Origin of the sequence: Streptomyces aureocirculatus (assembly GCF_000720475.1) — a bacterium.
In the GTDB taxonomy this organism is placed as follows: domain Bacteria; phylum Actinomycetota; class Actinomycetes; order Streptomycetales; family Streptomycetaceae; genus Streptomyces; species Streptomyces aureocirculatus.
Genome location: NZ_JOAP01000022.1, coordinates 1 through 16,353, shown reverse-complemented (window position 1 = coordinate 16,353; position 16,353 = coordinate 1). Strand labels below are relative to the sequence as shown.

At 68.4% G+C, this 16,353-nt stretch carries 9 protein-coding genes and 2 pseudogenes; 6 read left to right on the top strand and 5 right to left on the bottom strand.

The window, feature by feature from the left end; genetic code table 11:
- Positions 1-332: 332 nt before the first annotated feature.
- The 6 genes and pseudogenes from IG78_RS42365 to IG78_RS0120755 all read left to right on the top strand — a co-directional run bounded on the left by IG78_RS42365 (position 333) and on the right by IG78_RS0120755 (position 8,687).
- Positions 333-1,532 (top strand): annotated as a pseudogene (locus tag IG78_RS42365) (exonuclease SbcCD subunit D).
- On the top strand, positions 1,532-1,978 hold the full coding sequence (locus IG78_RS51440) for an AAA family ATPase (RefSeq protein WP_225882135.1): 447 nt from the start codon (positions 1,532-1,534) through the stop codon (positions 1,976-1,978). Before IG78_RS42365 ends, IG78_RS51440 begins: the two are co-directional and overlap by 1 nt.
- Entirely contained in the window at positions 1,975-4,542 is a 2,568-nt protein-coding gene (locus IG78_RS42360; protein ID WP_225882134.1) for an SbcC/MukB-like Walker B domain-containing protein, read from the top strand. The genes IG78_RS51440 and IG78_RS42360 overlap by 4 nt, the downstream gene beginning before the upstream one ends.
- Positions 4,543-4,613: 71 nt before the next feature.
- Positions 4,614-6,866, top strand: a complete 2,253-nt coding sequence (locus IG78_RS0120765; protein WP_030565429.1) for a DEAD/DEAH box helicase — start codon at positions 4,614-4,616, stop codon at positions 6,864-6,866.
- 162 nt (positions 6,867-7,028) lie between these two features.
- A complete protein-coding gene (locus tag IG78_RS50190; RefSeq protein WP_037685790.1) occupies positions 7,029-7,733 on the top strand; it encodes a restriction endonuclease in 705 nt (234 codons plus the stop codon).
- A 408-nt stretch (positions 7,734-8,141) separates the two neighbouring features.
- A complete protein-coding gene (locus IG78_RS0120755; RefSeq protein WP_030565425.1) occupies positions 8,142-8,687 on the top strand; it encodes a hypothetical protein in 546 nt (181 codons plus the stop codon).
- A 147-nt stretch (positions 8,688-8,834) separates the two neighbouring features.
- On the opposite strand, the pseudogene IG78_RS42355 reads toward IG78_RS0120755, so the two are convergent.
- From IG78_RS42355 to IG78_RS51425, 5 genes and pseudogenes are all read right to left on the bottom strand, one after another.
- Positions 8,835-11,440 (bottom strand): annotated as a pseudogene (locus IG78_RS42355) (RNaseH domain-containing protein).
- Positions 11,441-11,534: 94 nt separating this feature from the next.
- Positions 11,535-14,087 (bottom strand): DEAD/DEAH box helicase family protein, encoded by a 2,553-nt coding sequence (locus IG78_RS42350; protein ID WP_078965302.1) that lies wholly within the window; start codon positions 14,085-14,087, stop codon positions 11,535-11,537.
- Positions 14,042-14,605 carry a hypothetical protein gene (locus tag IG78_RS51435; RefSeq protein WP_225882133.1) on the bottom strand — a complete coding sequence of 188 codons (564 nt, stop codon included), beginning with the start codon at positions 14,603-14,605 and terminating at the stop codon, positions 14,042-14,044. Before IG78_RS51435 ends, IG78_RS42350 begins: the two co-directional genes overlap by 46 nt.
- 32 nt (positions 14,606-14,637) lie before the next feature.
- A complete protein-coding gene (locus IG78_RS51430; RefSeq protein WP_249926122.1) occupies positions 14,638-14,955 on the bottom strand; it encodes a restriction endonuclease-related protein in 318 nt (105 codons plus the stop codon).
- A gap of 113 nt (positions 14,956-15,068) precedes the next feature.
- Complete coding sequence (locus IG78_RS51425) at positions 15,069-15,623, bottom strand: pPIWI_RE_Y domain-containing protein (protein WP_249926121.1); 555 nt, start codon at positions 15,621-15,623, stop codon at positions 15,069-15,071.
- Positions 15,624-16,353 lie beyond the last annotated feature (730 nt).

Sequence of the window (16,353 nt, the reverse complement as noted above, 5' to 3'; positions counted from 1 at the left end):
TGGCGTTCGGGTGCACTTGTTGCGCTGTTTGTAGTCTCGCGGTCGAAGGCCGGTTGTCTGCCACCTCGGCTCCCGCCGTGGCGCAGTCGATGGCCTCGCTGGTCGGCTGGCACGGGGCACCGCGCGGACATCTTACACGCCTTGTACTTGCAGTCTGCCCATTACATGGCATCACTCAGACACGAACGTGCTTCCCTGGCACGAGACTTCGCCTGTCGGGACAAAAATGCTGAAAACCCCACGTGGCACGTCGCGTCCCGGCTTCCGTTGTGACGGCCGTTTATCAGTAAAACCGCCCGTAACTGCTCTCCCTGTGGTTACCGTCTGTGCTCATGCGGTTTCTGCACACTTCGGACTGGCACCTGGGCCGCCGGTTCCACACTGAAGACTTGATCCCCGCCCAGGAAGCCTTCTTCGACCACCTGGTCGACACCGCCCGCAGTGAGGACGTCGACGCGATCCTCGTGGCAGGCGACATCTACGACAGGGCCATCCCGAGCCTGGACGCCGTGCGCCTGTTCAACCGCGCCCTGCACCAGCTCGCCGACCTCGACGTGCCGATCATCATGATCAGCGGAAACCACGACTCCGCGCACCGCCTCGGCCTCGGATCCGGCCTCTTCGCCCGTGCCGGGATCCATCTGCGTACCGACCCGGCCACCTGCGACGTCCCCGTTCTCCTCGAAGACGCCAACGGACCGGTCGCCGTGTATGGCATCCCCTACCTCGAGCCGTAGATGGTCCGCACCCAGCTGGAGGCGGAAGCGGCCTCCCACCACGCGGTGCTCACTGCTGCTCTGAACAGGGTCCACGCCGACCTCGCCAGCCGACAGCCGGCCGGTACCCGTTGCGTAGTCATCGCCCATGCCTTCGTCACCCCCGGCACCGGCCAGAACAAGGACCAGAACATGGAGGAGTCCGACAGCGAACGCGACCTCAGCGTCGGCGGGGTCGCGCACGTCGGCGCGGACGCTTTCGACGGCATCGACTACGTCGCCCTCGGCCACCTCCACGGCCCTCAGAAGGTCACCGCCCGAGTCCACTACAGCGGTTCCCCGCTCGCCTACTCCTTCTCCGAGGCCACCCACACCAAGTCCCTCACCGTCGTCGACCTCACCGCCCCTGGCGCCGCCCCCGCTCTCAAGCGGCTGCCCTGCCCGAAGCCCCACCGCCTGGAACGCATCGAAGGCCTCATCGACGACCTCCTCACCGACCCCGCCCACGAACCCCTCAAAGACGCCTGGCTCGAGGTCACACTCACCGACACCGCCCTGCCGTTCGAAGCCATGGCCCGCCTGCGTCGCCGCTTCCCCCACACCCTCAGCCTCAAGCACCAGCGTCCCTTCACCCCCGCCCAGGCCACCGACACCCCCACCTACACTGAGCGCCTCCAGGGCCGCAGCGAACTCGACATCGCCTGCGACTTCATCGCAGACCTGCGCGGCACCGCACCCACCTCCGACGAACACGCCCTGCTGCAAAAGGCCGTCGACGCCGCCCGCGTGAACGAACTGCAGAAGGAAACCGTCTGATGCGTCTGCACCAGCTCACCCTGCAGGCATTCGGTCCTTTCGCCGGCATCCACATCGTCGACTTCGACGCCCTGACCGCCGACGGTCTTTTCCTCCTGCACGGTGACACCGGCGCCGGCAAGAGCACCCTGTTCACCGCCATCTGCTTCGCCCTGTACGGCGAACCCCCCGTCGACCGCGAGCTGATGCTGCGCAGCCACCACACCCCGGACAACCTGCTCACCCAGGTCACCCTCGACGTCACCGTCGCCGGCCGACGGCTGCTCATCGACCGCATTCCCCAGCAGACGCGCCCCAAGCGGAGCGGCACGGACCCGACACCCTCCAGAAGGCCGAGACCCGCCTCAGCCGGTGGACGACCGACTCCCTCGGCCAGGGCCGCTGGGAACCCTCCAGCAAGTCTCACCAGGAAGCCGGCAAGGAGATCAAAGAACTGCTCGGCATGAGCCGGACCCAGTTCTTCCAGGTGGTCCTCCTGCCCCAGAACGAGTTCACCAAGTTCCTCTACGCCGCCGCAGCCCAGCGCCGCGAACTCCTCGGCAAGCTCTTCCGCACCGACCGGTACGCCTTCATCGAACGCTGGCTGAACGACCACAGCCGCACCGTCCAGAAGAACCGCGACACCGCCCGCGACGAGGTTCTCCACCTTGCCTCCCGCATCCACCAGGCCACAGGCCCCCACCTGGCATCCCAGCACAACGCACCCACCTCCGACGATCCCCACACGCTGACCGGCCCCGCCCTGACCTGGGCCCACGACTTCACTCAGGCAAGCCAGGCCGACGCCCTCCAAGCCGACAACGACGCCGAAGCAGCAAGAAAAAACCAGCTCGCCCACCAAAAACTGGAGAACGACACCAGCGAACTGCACCAACGGCAGACCGCTCACGCCGCCGCCCGCGAGCACATGGGCCGGCTCAACGAGCAAACCCCCCACCACCAGGAGCTGGCCCGGCGCCGTGAACAGGCCCGCCGCGCACAGCAACTGGCCCCCCTGCTGCACGCCGTCACCACCGCCCGCACCGACCACACTCGCGCCCAGGACACCGAACGCGACGCCCGCACCCGACTGCTCCCCGAACACGCCACGCTCAAGGCCGCCGATCTCGCCACAGCCGAGCAGAGCCTGCGCGACGACATCGCCGTGCTGAACATCCTTCTCCCCGAGGAAGACACCCTCCGTCAGCTCATCGCTGACCTCGAGCGCATCGACGCCGAGCAGCAGGACTTCACCAACCAGCAGCGCACCGCCCACGACTGGCTTGAACAGGAAGCCCCTCAGCGCGCTGCCCTGGAGGGACGCCGGGAAACCGCCCGCCAGGCAGAGGAGGACAGCAGGGGCCACCAGGCCCAGATGGAGGCCCTCGGCATCCGCCTGGCAGCCGCGGAACGCCGCGACGCCCACCTCGCGCAGATCACCACCGCCGAACAGCGTCTGACCACCATGCAGAAGGAAGCCGAACGGGCCGCCCAGGCCCACATCGACATTCGCCGCCGACGCACCGAGGGCATGGCCGCCGAACTCGCTGCTGGCCTCACCGACGGCGCACCCTGTTCGGTCTGCGGCTCATGCTCCCACCCGGCCCCCGCCCAGGCTCCCGACGGACACCCCACCCGCGAAGCCGAGCAGGCTGCGGAGGAAACCCACCAGCAAGCCCAGCACCATCGCGACGCAGTCACCGCTGAGCTGCAGAAGCTGCGCGAGAACGCCGCAGGCGCCACCGGCGAAGCCGGTGACACCCCGCTGGCCACTCTCAAGGCTGAACACCACCAACTTACCCAGCAACTCGCCGACGCCCTTCAGCGTGCCGCCGGCCGCGGGATCGTCGAAGAAGAACTCCTCAAGCTGGACCGTGAACACACGGCCATGACCCAGCAGGACAGTACTGCCACCGCCGGCCTGTCCGCCCGCAATGCCACCTACGAAACCCTCTCCCGGCAACAGGCCGAGCTCACCCGGAAACTCGACACCGCCCGCGGCACCGCCCCCACCCTGGCAGCCCGTATCGACGACCTCACCCGCACAGCCGAGCACCTTGAGCAGGCAGCCGAGGCATCACGTACCGCCGCCAACCTCACCCAGGCCCTGCACACCCGCACCAGTGAGGCCACCGACGCCGCCACCTCCCAGGACTTCAACACGCTTGCCGCCGCCGAAGAGGCCCTGTTCAGCGAACAGGACCTCAACGCTCTGGAAGAAGAGATCAACCAGTGGCGTGAAGCACGCGCCACCCATCAAGCCGTCCTCGACGATCCCGCCCTCCAACATGCAGCCGCTCAGCCGCCCGCCGACGTCGTGGCAGCAGCCTCCCGGCGCGCCGCCGCAGACGATCAGCACGCCCAGGCCGTAACCACCGCCACCACTGCCCGCACCCGCACCAGCGAACTCACCGAACTCGCCACCACCCTGGGCACAGCCGTCGAACGCCTGAAGATACTCGAACTGGCCCACAACACCGCCCGCCACCTCGCCGACCTGGCCACCGGCAACGCACCGGGCACCCGGGTCCGCATGCAACTGGAGGCCTACGTCCTGGCAGCTCGGCTTGAAGAAGTCGTCACCGCCGCCAACACCCGCCTGCACATCATGTCCGAAGGCCGCTACACCCTGCGCCACTCCGACCACCAAGCCGCCCACGGCGCCCGCTCCGGCCTCGGCCTGGAGATCACCGACTCCTGGACCGGCCGTCCCCGCAAGACCGACACCCTCTCCGGCGGCGAATCCTTCTTCGCCTCCCTGTCCCTCGCCCTCGGCCTGGCCGACGTCGTCACCCACGAAGCCGGCGGCAACCCCCTGGACACTCTCTTCATCGATGAAGGCTTCGGCACTCTCGACGAAGACACCCTCCACAAGGTCCTCGACGTCCTGGACTCCCTGCGTGCCCACGACCGCACCGTCGGCGTCATCAGCCACGTCCCCGAACTGCGCCGCCGCATCACCCACCGCCTGCATGTCCGTAAAAGCCCCGCCGGATCCACCCTCGCCCACCTGACCGAAGCAGCCGAATAGCCTGCACCCTGACAGGGCGGGGCGCATTGCCCCCCAATGTCCAGCCGACCCCCACGGAGCAGCACACCTTCATGGCTTCCGAAATCGAGCTGCGGCCCCACCAGAAGGAAGCCGTCGCCGCCGCGACCGCCACGCTCCGCGATCACGCCCGCGCAAGCGTGATCGCGGCCTGCGGCACCGGCAAGACCCTCATCGCCGCCCGTACCATCGCCCGCATCGCCCCCCGTGGCCGTGTGCTGGTGCTGCTGCCGACACTGGACCTGTTGTCGCAGACGATCCGTTCCTGGCGTCTGGCCGGCCGCAAGGGGACCGCCGTGGCGGTGTGCTCGGCCCGTCAGGCCCTCGACCACGAGTCGCTCGGCGTCGACATCCCCCTCACCACCGACCCCGCCGAACTGGCCGCCTTGGTCGGGCAGTCCAGTCCCGGCCCAGTCACCGTCTACGCCACTTACGCCTCGCTGCCCGCCGTCATCGCCGCTCACCGCGACCACCACCTGACTTCCTGGGAACTGGTGGTCGTCGACGAGGCCCACCGCACGGCCGGCCGTCTCGGCAAGGCCTGGGCGGCCGTCCACCACGACGACCAGGTCCCCGCCGCCCGCCGCCTCTACCTGACCGCCACCCCCCGCATCTGGGACCCCGACGACAGCCAGGACGACGCCACCGAGGCAGTGGCCTCGATGGACGACGAAACCCTCTTCGGCCCCGTCGCGTACCACCTCAACCTCTCCGACGCCATCGATCTCGGACTGCTCGCCGACTACCAGATCCTCGTCCCCGTCGTCACCGACGCGGACCTGCGCGACTGGCTCGCCACCGGAGCCGGCGCGGGTGTCGACGGACTGCACCTGGCCGGCCGCCAAGTCGCAGCCCTGCGCGCCATCCACGACCACAAGCTGCGCCGCATCCTGACCTTCCACCACCGTGTCGCCGACGCCCGCGCCTTCGCCACCACCCTGACGGAGACAGCCGCCGCACTTCCCGAACACCTGCGCCCCCAGGGGCTGTGGGCGGACTGGGTCAGCGGCAGCCACACCCCGCAGATCCGCCGCCGCCTCCTGCTCGAATTCACCTCACACACCAGCCCCGACACACCGGCCGTCCTGTCCAACGCCCGCGTGCTGGGGGAGGGCATCGACGTGCCCGACATCGACGCGGTGGTCTTCGTCGACCCCAAGAACAGCCCCGTCGACACCGTCCAGGCCGTCGGCCGCGCCCTGCGCCAGCACCCCGGCGCCGGCAAGAAAGCCACCCTCGTCGTCCCCGTCTACCTCACCCCCGACGAAGACCCCGACGACCTCCTCGGCGCCGACGCCTACACCCCGCTGTGGCGCACCATCCAGGCACTGCGCTCCCACGACGACCGCCTCGACGCCCGTCTGTCCGACCCGCGCACCCACCGCCCCACCATGCCCCCCGAGGACCCCGAAGCCTGGCTGCGTTTCGACCGTCCCACCCAGGCCGACGAGATCGCCCTCGCCCTGTCTCTGCGCGTCCTGGCACCCAAGAGCGCCGAGTGGCGCCGCGGCCTCGCCGCGGCCCGCCGCTTCCGCCACACCCACCACCACCTCGACGTCCTCCAGAACTACGAGGACCCCACTGGCTATCCCCTGGGACGCTGGCTGACCTGGCAACGCCACCTGCACACCAAAGGCACGCTCGACGCCGTACGCGTACAGGCCCTCGAACGCCTCGGCATCATCTGGGACCCTCGCCAGCAGGCCTTCGACCGGGCACTGGCCCACGCCGCCGCGTACGCCGCCCGCCACGGCCACCTCGCCGCACCCGTCGACGAGATCCACGACGGCTTCCCCCTCGGCCGCTGGCTGGCCACCCAGCGCAAGCGCACCGAGACCCTCACCGAGCAGCGCGCCACCGCCCTCACCGCCCTGGACCGGTGGTGGAACCCGCCCTGGCCGATCACCTGGCAACGGGCCTACCACGCCGCCCGCCAGAGCCGGACAGCCAACAAGACTGCCGCCGAGGCAGAGCGCTGGCTTGAGTCACAGCGCGCCCGTTCCGATCGTCTGCACCCTGAGCAGAGGTCCCTGCTCGCGGAGTTGGGGCTGGTCGAACTGCCCGACACATCCACCTCCCCGGTGGCGGAGAGCCGCCTGCCGGCGCGCGAGCGTGCCTTCCAGCGCGGGCTGGCCGCCGCACGCGCCTTCCGCGCACGCGAAGGCCATCTCGACGTCCCGCAACGGCATATCGAGAAGATCGAAGGCGACCCCGTGCGCCTGGGCCAGTGGTTGAGCAACCTGCGCCGCCGCCGCTCCGGCCTCAGTCCGCAGAGGCAAGCAGCCCTGGCCGAACTCGGCCTGTAACAGGCGAACGCACCTCCTCGAGGAGAACAGCCAGACCCCCGGCCGACAGAAGGGCGGGAGGTTCAAGCCAATGGTCTGACTGCGCCCTGGCGGGATCGCTCCGCATGCCCACACTGCACAGCAGGGAGGAATCCATCCCGGCCGGTGCAAGAGGGGGCAGAAGTGGCGGCCAAACGCAAGGGCAAGACGGTGCGCAGACGACGCACCACCCGGAACAAGGCAGCAGCAGGAGGAGGAGCGCTCGCCGCGCTGATCCTGCTCGGTCTGCTGCAGCCAATGTGGTTGCTGTACCTCGGCGCCCTACTCGCCGCCGCGGGAATCGGCTGGACCGTGTGGCGGCTCTGGCGTACCGACCGGCTGCTGCGAAGCAAGGACAACGCCTGGAGACGACAGGAGGAGATCGCAGCCGGACAGCGGACGCTGGCTGCCATCGACGCGATGTCCGGCACCGAGTTCGAGGAAGTCGTCGCCGAGTTATGCCGCCGTGACGGCTGCACGCAGGTGCGCCGTGTGGGCGGGAGCGGGGACAACGGAGCGGACGTGCTCGGCCGGCTGCCCGATGGCCGGACCATGGTGATCCAATGCAAGCGGTACGCACCCCACCGGACGATCGCCAGCTGCGAGGTGCGCGATCTGCTGGGAGCCAAGGTGCACTTCGCTGCGGACGTGGCCATCTTCGTCGCCACCACACGCTTCAGCCCCCAGGCCGAGTCGTTCGCGGTCAAGCACCACATCCTCACCCTGCACCGTGACTTCTTTGGCCTGTGGAACAACGGGACACCGCTGCTGTCTCTGGCCGAAGTCAACGGACGCGGACAAGGAGAAGCCCGCCACCGAGCACACTGGAAACAGACCTACTCCAAGTGACCAGCTGAGGCTACGGGCCAGGGCACCCTCGGGCACGGATCAAGAACAGGCACTTTCCGGGCACGTACATTCCGATCACACTTGCTGCATGCTGGTCACCTTGTTACCGGGAGTGCGGGAAATTCGCACCCCTCTTGCAGTGGGATACACCTGGTTACTTGCCTTGTGGCTTGCTATCGGCCATCGCATACCCGAACCCGACCAAGCGTCCGGGCTGGTCGCCGATGTTTACCGACTGGCACATGCGGCCGGACTCGTCGCCGTGGGCATCGTGGTAAGCGTCGGCGCCTACATCGTCGGAGTGATTGCCAATCAGCTCGGTCTGGGCCTTACCTACGTAGTCGGAGACGCCATACGGCGTACACCAGTTGGAGCTATAACTCCTGGCATAACTGGGAGAAGAGGGCAATGGACGCGATCGTCTACTTGGTTGTTACCCGCCTCGCCGAGAGGCTCTCCGAAGACGAGGCCTTCCGCGGCAAGGTGATCGAGCAGTTGATAGCCGACCCCCCACTCGATTCCCCCGCCGAGACAAGTGCTGACTGGGAGAGCCTGCTGCTCGCGAGCCTTTGGGACCGTCACCGGGCCGTCAGCCGCACCGTAGAGGTTGAAAACGTGGCCGCGCAGCTGCGAGCAGACCACCTCGGGATCCTCTGGCGACTTCGAGGCGCATCGGGCCCCGCGGCATTGGAGCATGATCGGCTCCAGGCCGAAGGGGATTTCCGCCTAGCGATGTTCGGTCCCCTGGCCGCGGTGTGCATCGTGACAGCGATCCGTTGGAGTCCTTGGTTCCTTCTCGTCTTCCCTCTACTGATCATCTTGATCTACGTGGGTGTAGCAGCACGCGCCGAGGCAGAGGAGAGCCTCGCAGCAGCACTTGGATCTGGCAGGGTCATCGATCCTGCTCTCGCCCGGCTGGATGCGCAGTCCATCCCGATGAAGGCACAGCCTTGATTACCTGAGCACTCAGTGGCGTTGATGCATCAGACACAGCTTGTGAGGAGGAACGGCACAGTGCCGCAGCCCCGCCCACCTTGAGCCCGGGCGGCCCTGGCAGCAGCCAACTGCCCATCAGCTGCGCTTGCGCCGCCGTGCGCGCCGTCACCGCCCCGACTCGCTCAGCCCTTCCTGGTCGGCGAAAGCGGGGTGTTTCTCATCAGCACTCTTCGCCAGATGCAGGGGCGCGGGCAGGTTGGTCCGCCCGTCCCACATGGCGGCCTGCTCCGAGATCCGCGCGGCAAGACCGGCCAGCTGCTCCTCACGCCAGCCGCCGTGGCGGGCGGTGACATATTCGGTGCGGGTCATGGCGTGGAAGGGAGCACCCATCTGGGCCAGCTGCCCGCCGGGCAGGGTGCGGCGCGTGTACTGGGTGCCGCACCCTGCCCGGAAAACAGCCACGACACCGCGTCCCCGTGGTCGTGGCGGTAGAGGATTTTCTCCGGCATGACCGGCTGCAACGGGTTGACCGGCAGCTTGCCCCCGCCGCCGGTACGCCGTGACGGCTGCGGTGTGCCCTGCCCGTTGCCGACCCTCACGACCGCCACATCCCACCCCTGGGCGATCAGGCTCTGCCCGGGAACATGGCCGTCACCGAGCCGGTCGTTGCACAGCCCGGGCCAGATCCGCTCCCGCTCCTCGGCGAAGACAATGATCGGAAGCCGGTCACCGAGCGCGGCCAGCGCCCGGTCCACATAGGTACGCACGTTCTCCGGACCCCTGTAGTCCTCCCGCAGGTGATGACCCTTCTTACCGACGGGACCGGCATGGTGCAGAGCCCGTGCCTGGGCCAGAGGAAGCCAGCCCTGGTCGCTGTACATGAGGGTGGGCCAGTAGGCGTCCTCGCCCAGCGGGATCCGCATGGCGACCAGCGTGATAGCCAGTACGGCCGGTTTACGGGGGCGGCCGGGACGTTCGTCGAAGCGGTGGTAGCGCGTCCACAGCCCCACAGCCACGGCCTCCCGGTCCAGAGCCGTGTCCTTGGCGTTGCGGTGGAAGGCGGGGGCGGCCAGGCGGTTGTCGATGATGCCGGAGTCGGAGTGCAGACTGCCGAGCGCGATCTGCACTGCATGGTCGTCCTTGTAGGCGACGTCCGGCTCCGGCAGCCCCGCCTTGAGGGCCCTGGACCGCGCGACCTTCTCGGGCGTGTTCAGCCGGTACGGGTCGCCGGGGTCGGAGTCCATGGTGATGAACTGCGAGGAGATGCCACGCTCGGCGAAGAGCCCCTTAAGCGCGTGCTTGGCATCCGTCATCCCCGCTTCCTTCTCCTGCTCGCTGGGGTAGCGCGTCTCGCATAGAGCCGTGACCAGCGCCCGCCCGGCACCAGGCTTGAACCAGGGCAGCGTGTTGAGAATCAGACTGCGGTCGTGGCTCCCATGACGGACCAGTTCGGGCAGCCGCACCGCCACGAGCTCGTACCCGGGCGCCAGGACCACTGGCTGCTCGTCGGGCAGATCGGCCAGCTCGGGCCGCGCGTAGTCGCGGGCCAGCCGCCCCATCACCCGCGTACGCCAGTCCCCGGATTCGTACAGCACGACGGTGCGTACCGCATCGAGACGGGCGCCTGCCATGGCGGCGGCCACCTTGCCGGCCGGCACGTAGGGCGGCAGGCTCTCACCCGGCTTGCTGATCTTGATGGATGTCCCGGTGTAAACGACAGGCTCCTGACCGAGGACCTGCCCGGCGTGTTCCTCGAGCCGGGCGTGGAACATCGCCCCAACGCCCTTGTCGATCGGATACTTGCCCGTGCGGTGCACCCCGCGCACCTCTGCCAGCTCATCCAGCCCCGTCAGGGGCGGCTGGGGTAGGCGGCCAACGCCGCAGGCCTCGACGATCTGTGCCGTCGCCCCGCGGTAGCGGACGGCTGCGGGCTGCATGAACCCGTTCGGACCCTTCTCCCACCGTGTGCTGATCGGGACCTTGAGGATGATGTCCGGATTGACGGGATGACGAAGCAGGACGTTGCGGATGCCCTTGTAATGGGTGGCGACGCGCGAGATACGTGCCGACAGATGCGCGATGAGCCTCTTTCCGCCGGGGGAGGGTTCGACCTCGATGTGGATGCGCTCCATGGCGTAGCCAGCAATGCGCCGACGTTTGCCGCTCTCCTCGTCGATCCACGTCCGCTCGTGGACCAGCGGGGCCTGCCACGCCAGCAGGTCGCCCTCACTGTCGAGATGAAACCGCAGCGCAGGCAGCGACTCGTCGAGCAGCAGCGGCTCGGCGGCCAGCATGCCCGCCAGCCGCCACCCGGCCACCCGAAACGCCCAGCGGGGACCGGTGATCCGCCCCACGGCGTCGCGGTGCAGGAGCGAACCGAGCGGCTGGGGACCGTCGTCGGACAACCGCAGCAGGGCGGCGAGGGTGTCACGGTCCTCATGCCCCTCCAGCCGCGTCTCCCACTCCCGCATCAGCGTGCGCACCACGGCCCCGTCCAGCGCCCCGGGCGTGACGATCACGCTCCGACCGGCCCACTGCCCGGTCCTGGCGGGCCGATCGGGGTTGGTGAACACCAGCCGCTCACCAGTCACGGCACGCGCCGCCGTCTGCAGGGACGCGACCGGCTGCACCGCGTCCTTGCCCCGCGGCCTGGGCAGCCGCCGCCAGATCGGTGTGAACGCCTCGTCCTGCGGATAGACGTGCACCGTGCCCAGCAGCCGGTCATCCAGCGGGAAGGACAGGGTGAACAGGCGGCCGCGCTCGTCACTCATCATTCGCCCATCTCCTCTTCCGCATATCCGGTGGGGGAGTGCTCCGTCAGCCCCAGCAGGGCATCGGTCATGGTGGTGCGGTAGACAGCGTCGATCAGGGGCATGTGGTCCTCGGCCTGCCATTTCCCGCGCAACTGCGCAAGGAGGGCGGGCAGCGTGGAGTCGGCGGCGGTCTGGGTGAAGGCGGCGTCCAGCAGCCGCAGCCGCCCGTGATCCCCACCACGGCGAGTTTGATGTCCTCGCCCAGCGACTTGAAGTAGCCCTGCCCGCTGCGGATGTCATCGAAGATCTGCCCCGCCACGATCCGCAGCCGCTCCAGCTCCGCCGCGGGCTCCGGACCCGGCCGCCGCCGCCGGTAGGCGAGGGAGTTGACCAGGGACAGCAGCACCGGCGGGTCCTCCATCACCGGAATGGGCCGGTTCACCAGACAGGCCACATGCAGCAGGGAGCGCCCGTCTCGGTCGACGATGTTCAGACCCCGCTCGACCCGTGCCATGGGCGCGATCAGGTACCGGCACCGGCCGTGACCCACGGCATGAGGGAACTGCTCGAGCCGGTTGCTGGCGATGGGTACCCAGCCGGGCGGCATCCGCTCCAGCGCAGCCAGCTCCTGCGGCCGCACCGCCACACAGATCTCCGATGCCACGACCCCCACGTCGATCATGCCGCGGGCGAGCGACGGACCGGCGTCGTAGGCGGTCGGCGCGAGCAGTGCATACGCACGGTGCGCGGTGGCCGCATCAGCGGCCACCGCGTCGAGCTGTGCGGGAAGGTCCTGGCCGACGCTGCGCCCCATGGCCGTATAGGCGCGCTCCCGGTTCACTCCGTCGGTGCCGGACACCACGATGCCCGCCCCGTCGTCCTGGCCGGCCTGCAGCTCGACCGTGAGGCTTCCATTGACGTCGTCCGGCACGTACCAGGCCGGCTCCGGCAGGAGGTGATGACGCGGCGCATACGGCATGAACGCCGTGGCGGACATCCCGATCACCGCCCGGCGAGTACCGGTATGGGCAAGCGCGGTCACCTCGCCCACATAGGCAAGGTGAGCGTGCGGATCCCCGACAAAGGACTTCAGCCGCAGCGCCGTCAGATGCCGGTCGGCAGGATCGAACGTCTCGGAGAACGCGAACAGCGCACGCCCCAAAGGACCGTAGGGGGCAGCCCGCCACGGCACGTGCGAGGCCAGCGCGTCCACCAGACCGTTGCCGGCGGAGATCCCCGCCCCCTGCAACGGCGCCGCCACACCGACGATGCGGTGCAGGATGCTCCGCATCTCCTCCAGATACGCACGCCGGGCCGCCAGCAGCGCCAGCGACGACAGCCGCTTCCCGTCCGAATCCCCGGTGATCGCCGCAAACGCTTCCCCGATGCGCTTCAAAGTGGCGTGCGTGAGCCGGTCCGACCCGCCGGCCAGATCAGTGACCGACGACAACAGCTCCCGCAGCTCGGCCAGCCCCTCGACCTCATCGGCCAACTCCAGCGGCCCCTCCCGCTTGTAGAGCTGGTTGACCGCCTGCATCTGCTGCTCAGTGGGCCGCTCCCCATCCTCCAGCCCGAAGATCCGAGAGGCGAACATCCCATCCCAACGCCGCGGCACCACCATGCTGCGCCGTTCCCGGTCGGGATGGATGACCCCGCCAACCAGATGGGACACGTAGGACTCGGCCAGCCACACCAGATGGTTGATCAGCGGCCGCAGGTACTGCTCAAGGCTCATCGGCAGCCGGTGACAGTGCCGCCGGAACTGGCTGTCGAGCTCGCGTACCGGAGTGCGCTCCGCACCGTCCTGGGCCAGCAGCACCTGACGGGCGGCCTGATCGAAGGCCTGTGCCTGCAAGGCATCGGCCTCGTCGATGATGACCAGATGACTGCGGTGCAGCAGAAGCTGCTCGGTGGTCATACGCCGCCCCGGGGCAGGCCGTCCCCTCATCGGCGCGTGGATGTGCCCGGTGAGGAAGTTCGCATGGTTGGTGACGAGGATGTCCGCCGACGCCGCGGCTCGGTGATGACGGAACTTCCCACAGCCGCCGCGCCACGGGCAGGCCAGGGTCTTGTCTGCTTTCGGCCCGTTGGGCTTGAGCTGGTCGCACGGCTCCTGGCCCGGCGTCCACGCGTCCACCGCTTCGGAAGAGGTGGTGGCATGCCCGGTCAGAGGACAGATGTAGGACATCTCCCGGTACACCCAGGTCCGAAAGTCCGCATCATCATGCGGGTTACTGGCCGTCTGCTCGGCCAATTCCATCATGGAGGCGGGGGAGACGACCGGCGTCACCCGCGCGGAGACCCCCAGGTCGGTCAGATCCTGCCGCAGCCGGTACACCGTGGCCAGGACCTGCGCACTCTGCGGAACGACCAGCGAGATCACCCGGCCCTGCTGGGCGCACCACACCGCGATGAGTTCACTCAGGACGTTCTTACCCATGCCGGTGGGAGCGTGGAAGACCCGCAGCGGCCCGGCCTGGACACGCAGCAGCTCGCCGACATCCGTGCCGTCGCGGCCGCGGGTATGCTGCCTGATGTCCGCGACCGCCTTGCGCCGGTAGTCCTGCCGGCGCAACTCATCGAGCCGGCCCGCGATCTCGTCCAAGTCGGCGAAGGGGATCACCACCTCGTCCTCGACCGGGGCGTCGCCCAGCTCCTGCACCACGCTGGGAGCAGGGGACCCTTGGTAGTCGAGATCGTAGAAGACGTCCACCACCCGGCCGGATGGGCTGAGCGGATCCTAATCCTCAGGTCGCTGACGTAGGAGCCGGGAGGAGCAGGCTTGGGCAGCAACTGCCCCTTGGCCGCGTTGTCCTCGAGCTCGTCCAGCAAAGCATCGATGAGGGCTTCCTCGTCGCCGACGGGCAGGACCAGCACCTGCTCTTGGCCGTCGGCCGGGGCGAACTCGACCGCCTCACCGCTGTCCAGGACCGCTGCCGTCTCCGCGACAAACACCGAATGATGGGCAAGGACAGCCGGCCGTTGCCGCAGCATCCGTGTGATCCGTACCTGATCAGGCAGCGCCAGCGCAGACCAGCCATCCCACAGATGCATCTGCCCCGTGGCCAGGAAGTGCGCATCAGCAAGATCCACCACAAGCCGCCACGCCGCCTGCTCCTCCACCGCCCGGTTGGGGAACACCCGCGCGGCCAGCAGGACCGCCGCACGCAGCGTCAGCGGCACGCTGACGGAGTACCTCGCACTCTTCGGCGACGTCATGCACCCATCCCCTTCAACCGCCGGCTTACGGCCGCCTTGAACCGGCTGACCGTGAACACGCTGTAGCGCCGCCCGTCAGCAGTCCGCAGCTCATCGAGCCCGGACTGCAGCTGATTGACCTGGCTGCGCCGGTAGTTGGGCACGACCACCGTCTCCCCGGCAGGAGGCCGGTCGATGATCGTCTGCGCGTCCTGGTGGTCCTTGACGTCCACCCGCCAGTGATGCCCGTCCGCCAGATAGACGCCGACATCCCACTCGTCCAAGTTCTCCCAGCGTTCGACCCGCACCCCCTCCTGCTTCTCCAGCCACTGCATCAAGCCCACCTCACTCAGCCCGGGGCAGGTGATATACCGCCACACCCCCCAGTCCAGGCACAACAAGCCCTCCGCCGGCTCCGCAGCCGTCGCCAACCGGCCCCGCCCACCGGTCAACACAGGCGGCCCACCCCGCCTTCCACCGCGCGGAACAAGCCCGAACCGGCTCTGATGCGGCGGGTACTCACACCGCAACTGCCCACCCCGCAGCACCATCGGATACCGGCACTGCGGACACGGCCAGAACCACGACGACGCCCCCACCCACACACGGTCCGAGGGAACAGGCTGATACACATCCATCCGTGTCGCGCCACGCCGCGAGTACTCCCCTCGACCAACGCCCGCTCCGTGCCGTACGGCACCTCGGTCAGCATGGTCCGCGCCGCCACATAGCCGGCCTGCCCGCCGGAGCGGATATGCCGAAACGCAGCCCGCTCCGTCTGCTCAGCCGTCTGCCGAACCCACGCCGGAAGCCACGCCCCACCGAGATCGAAGTATCCGTCGTCCCCGTACAAGGCCTCCAGATAATTCATCCCCGCTTCGAAAGCCTCCTCGGTCAGCCCACCGTTGTCCGTCAGGACAACCAAATCCCCCATCGACGAAGGCAGTTCGTCCCAGGCCAAAGGCACCCACTCCCGCAAGCGCACCGGCAGCAAATCGATCATCTCGGCAGGCGTCGAAGGACCGGCTCCCACCGGCAGACTCGACAAGAGCACCCCGTGCATACGCGACTACTCCCGCCACGCACGAGGCTCCTCAACTCGGTTGATCCACGCCGCACCGGCCCGCAGAGCAGCGGTAATGATCCTCCGAGCGGCAACATGTTGACTAACAGGCACAGCTCACCACCCCTCTACGCCCCACCAGTGGTATTCGGGGCCATTCCAGACGGGCTAACAACTCCGGGAACCTACACGCCCGGTCTGACAACGGCTCGGAAAACCAACGAAGATGGGCCCCGCGACAGCGGGGCACCACAAGAAACCGGACATGCCGGCAGGCATGCCGCCCGAGCGATAAAGCCCCGCCTCCTCGCTTCTGGTGGCCCGTCAGGGCCAAGGCATCCAGCCTCGGCACACCAAGGGGGGAGAGGAACCGGATAACTGTCCAACAAACCCTTACGACATCACGGCGCCGCAGGCGCCGACACACAACCAACCCCTGCCCGGCAGGGCAGGGCACCCCAACCACCCCGAACCCCACCGTCATGCCGCCAGGCATGACGCCCGAAACACACGACGGCGGGGCCGCCAGGCCCCGCCCTGTCTGTTCCCGTTTAGCCCGTCAGGGCCAACCCAGCCAACACACAGTCATGCCGCCAGGCATGACGACGCGTCACCTTACGGGCCGTCAGGCCCGTAGTTGGCCGCCAGGCCAACTGAAGAGCCGTCAGGC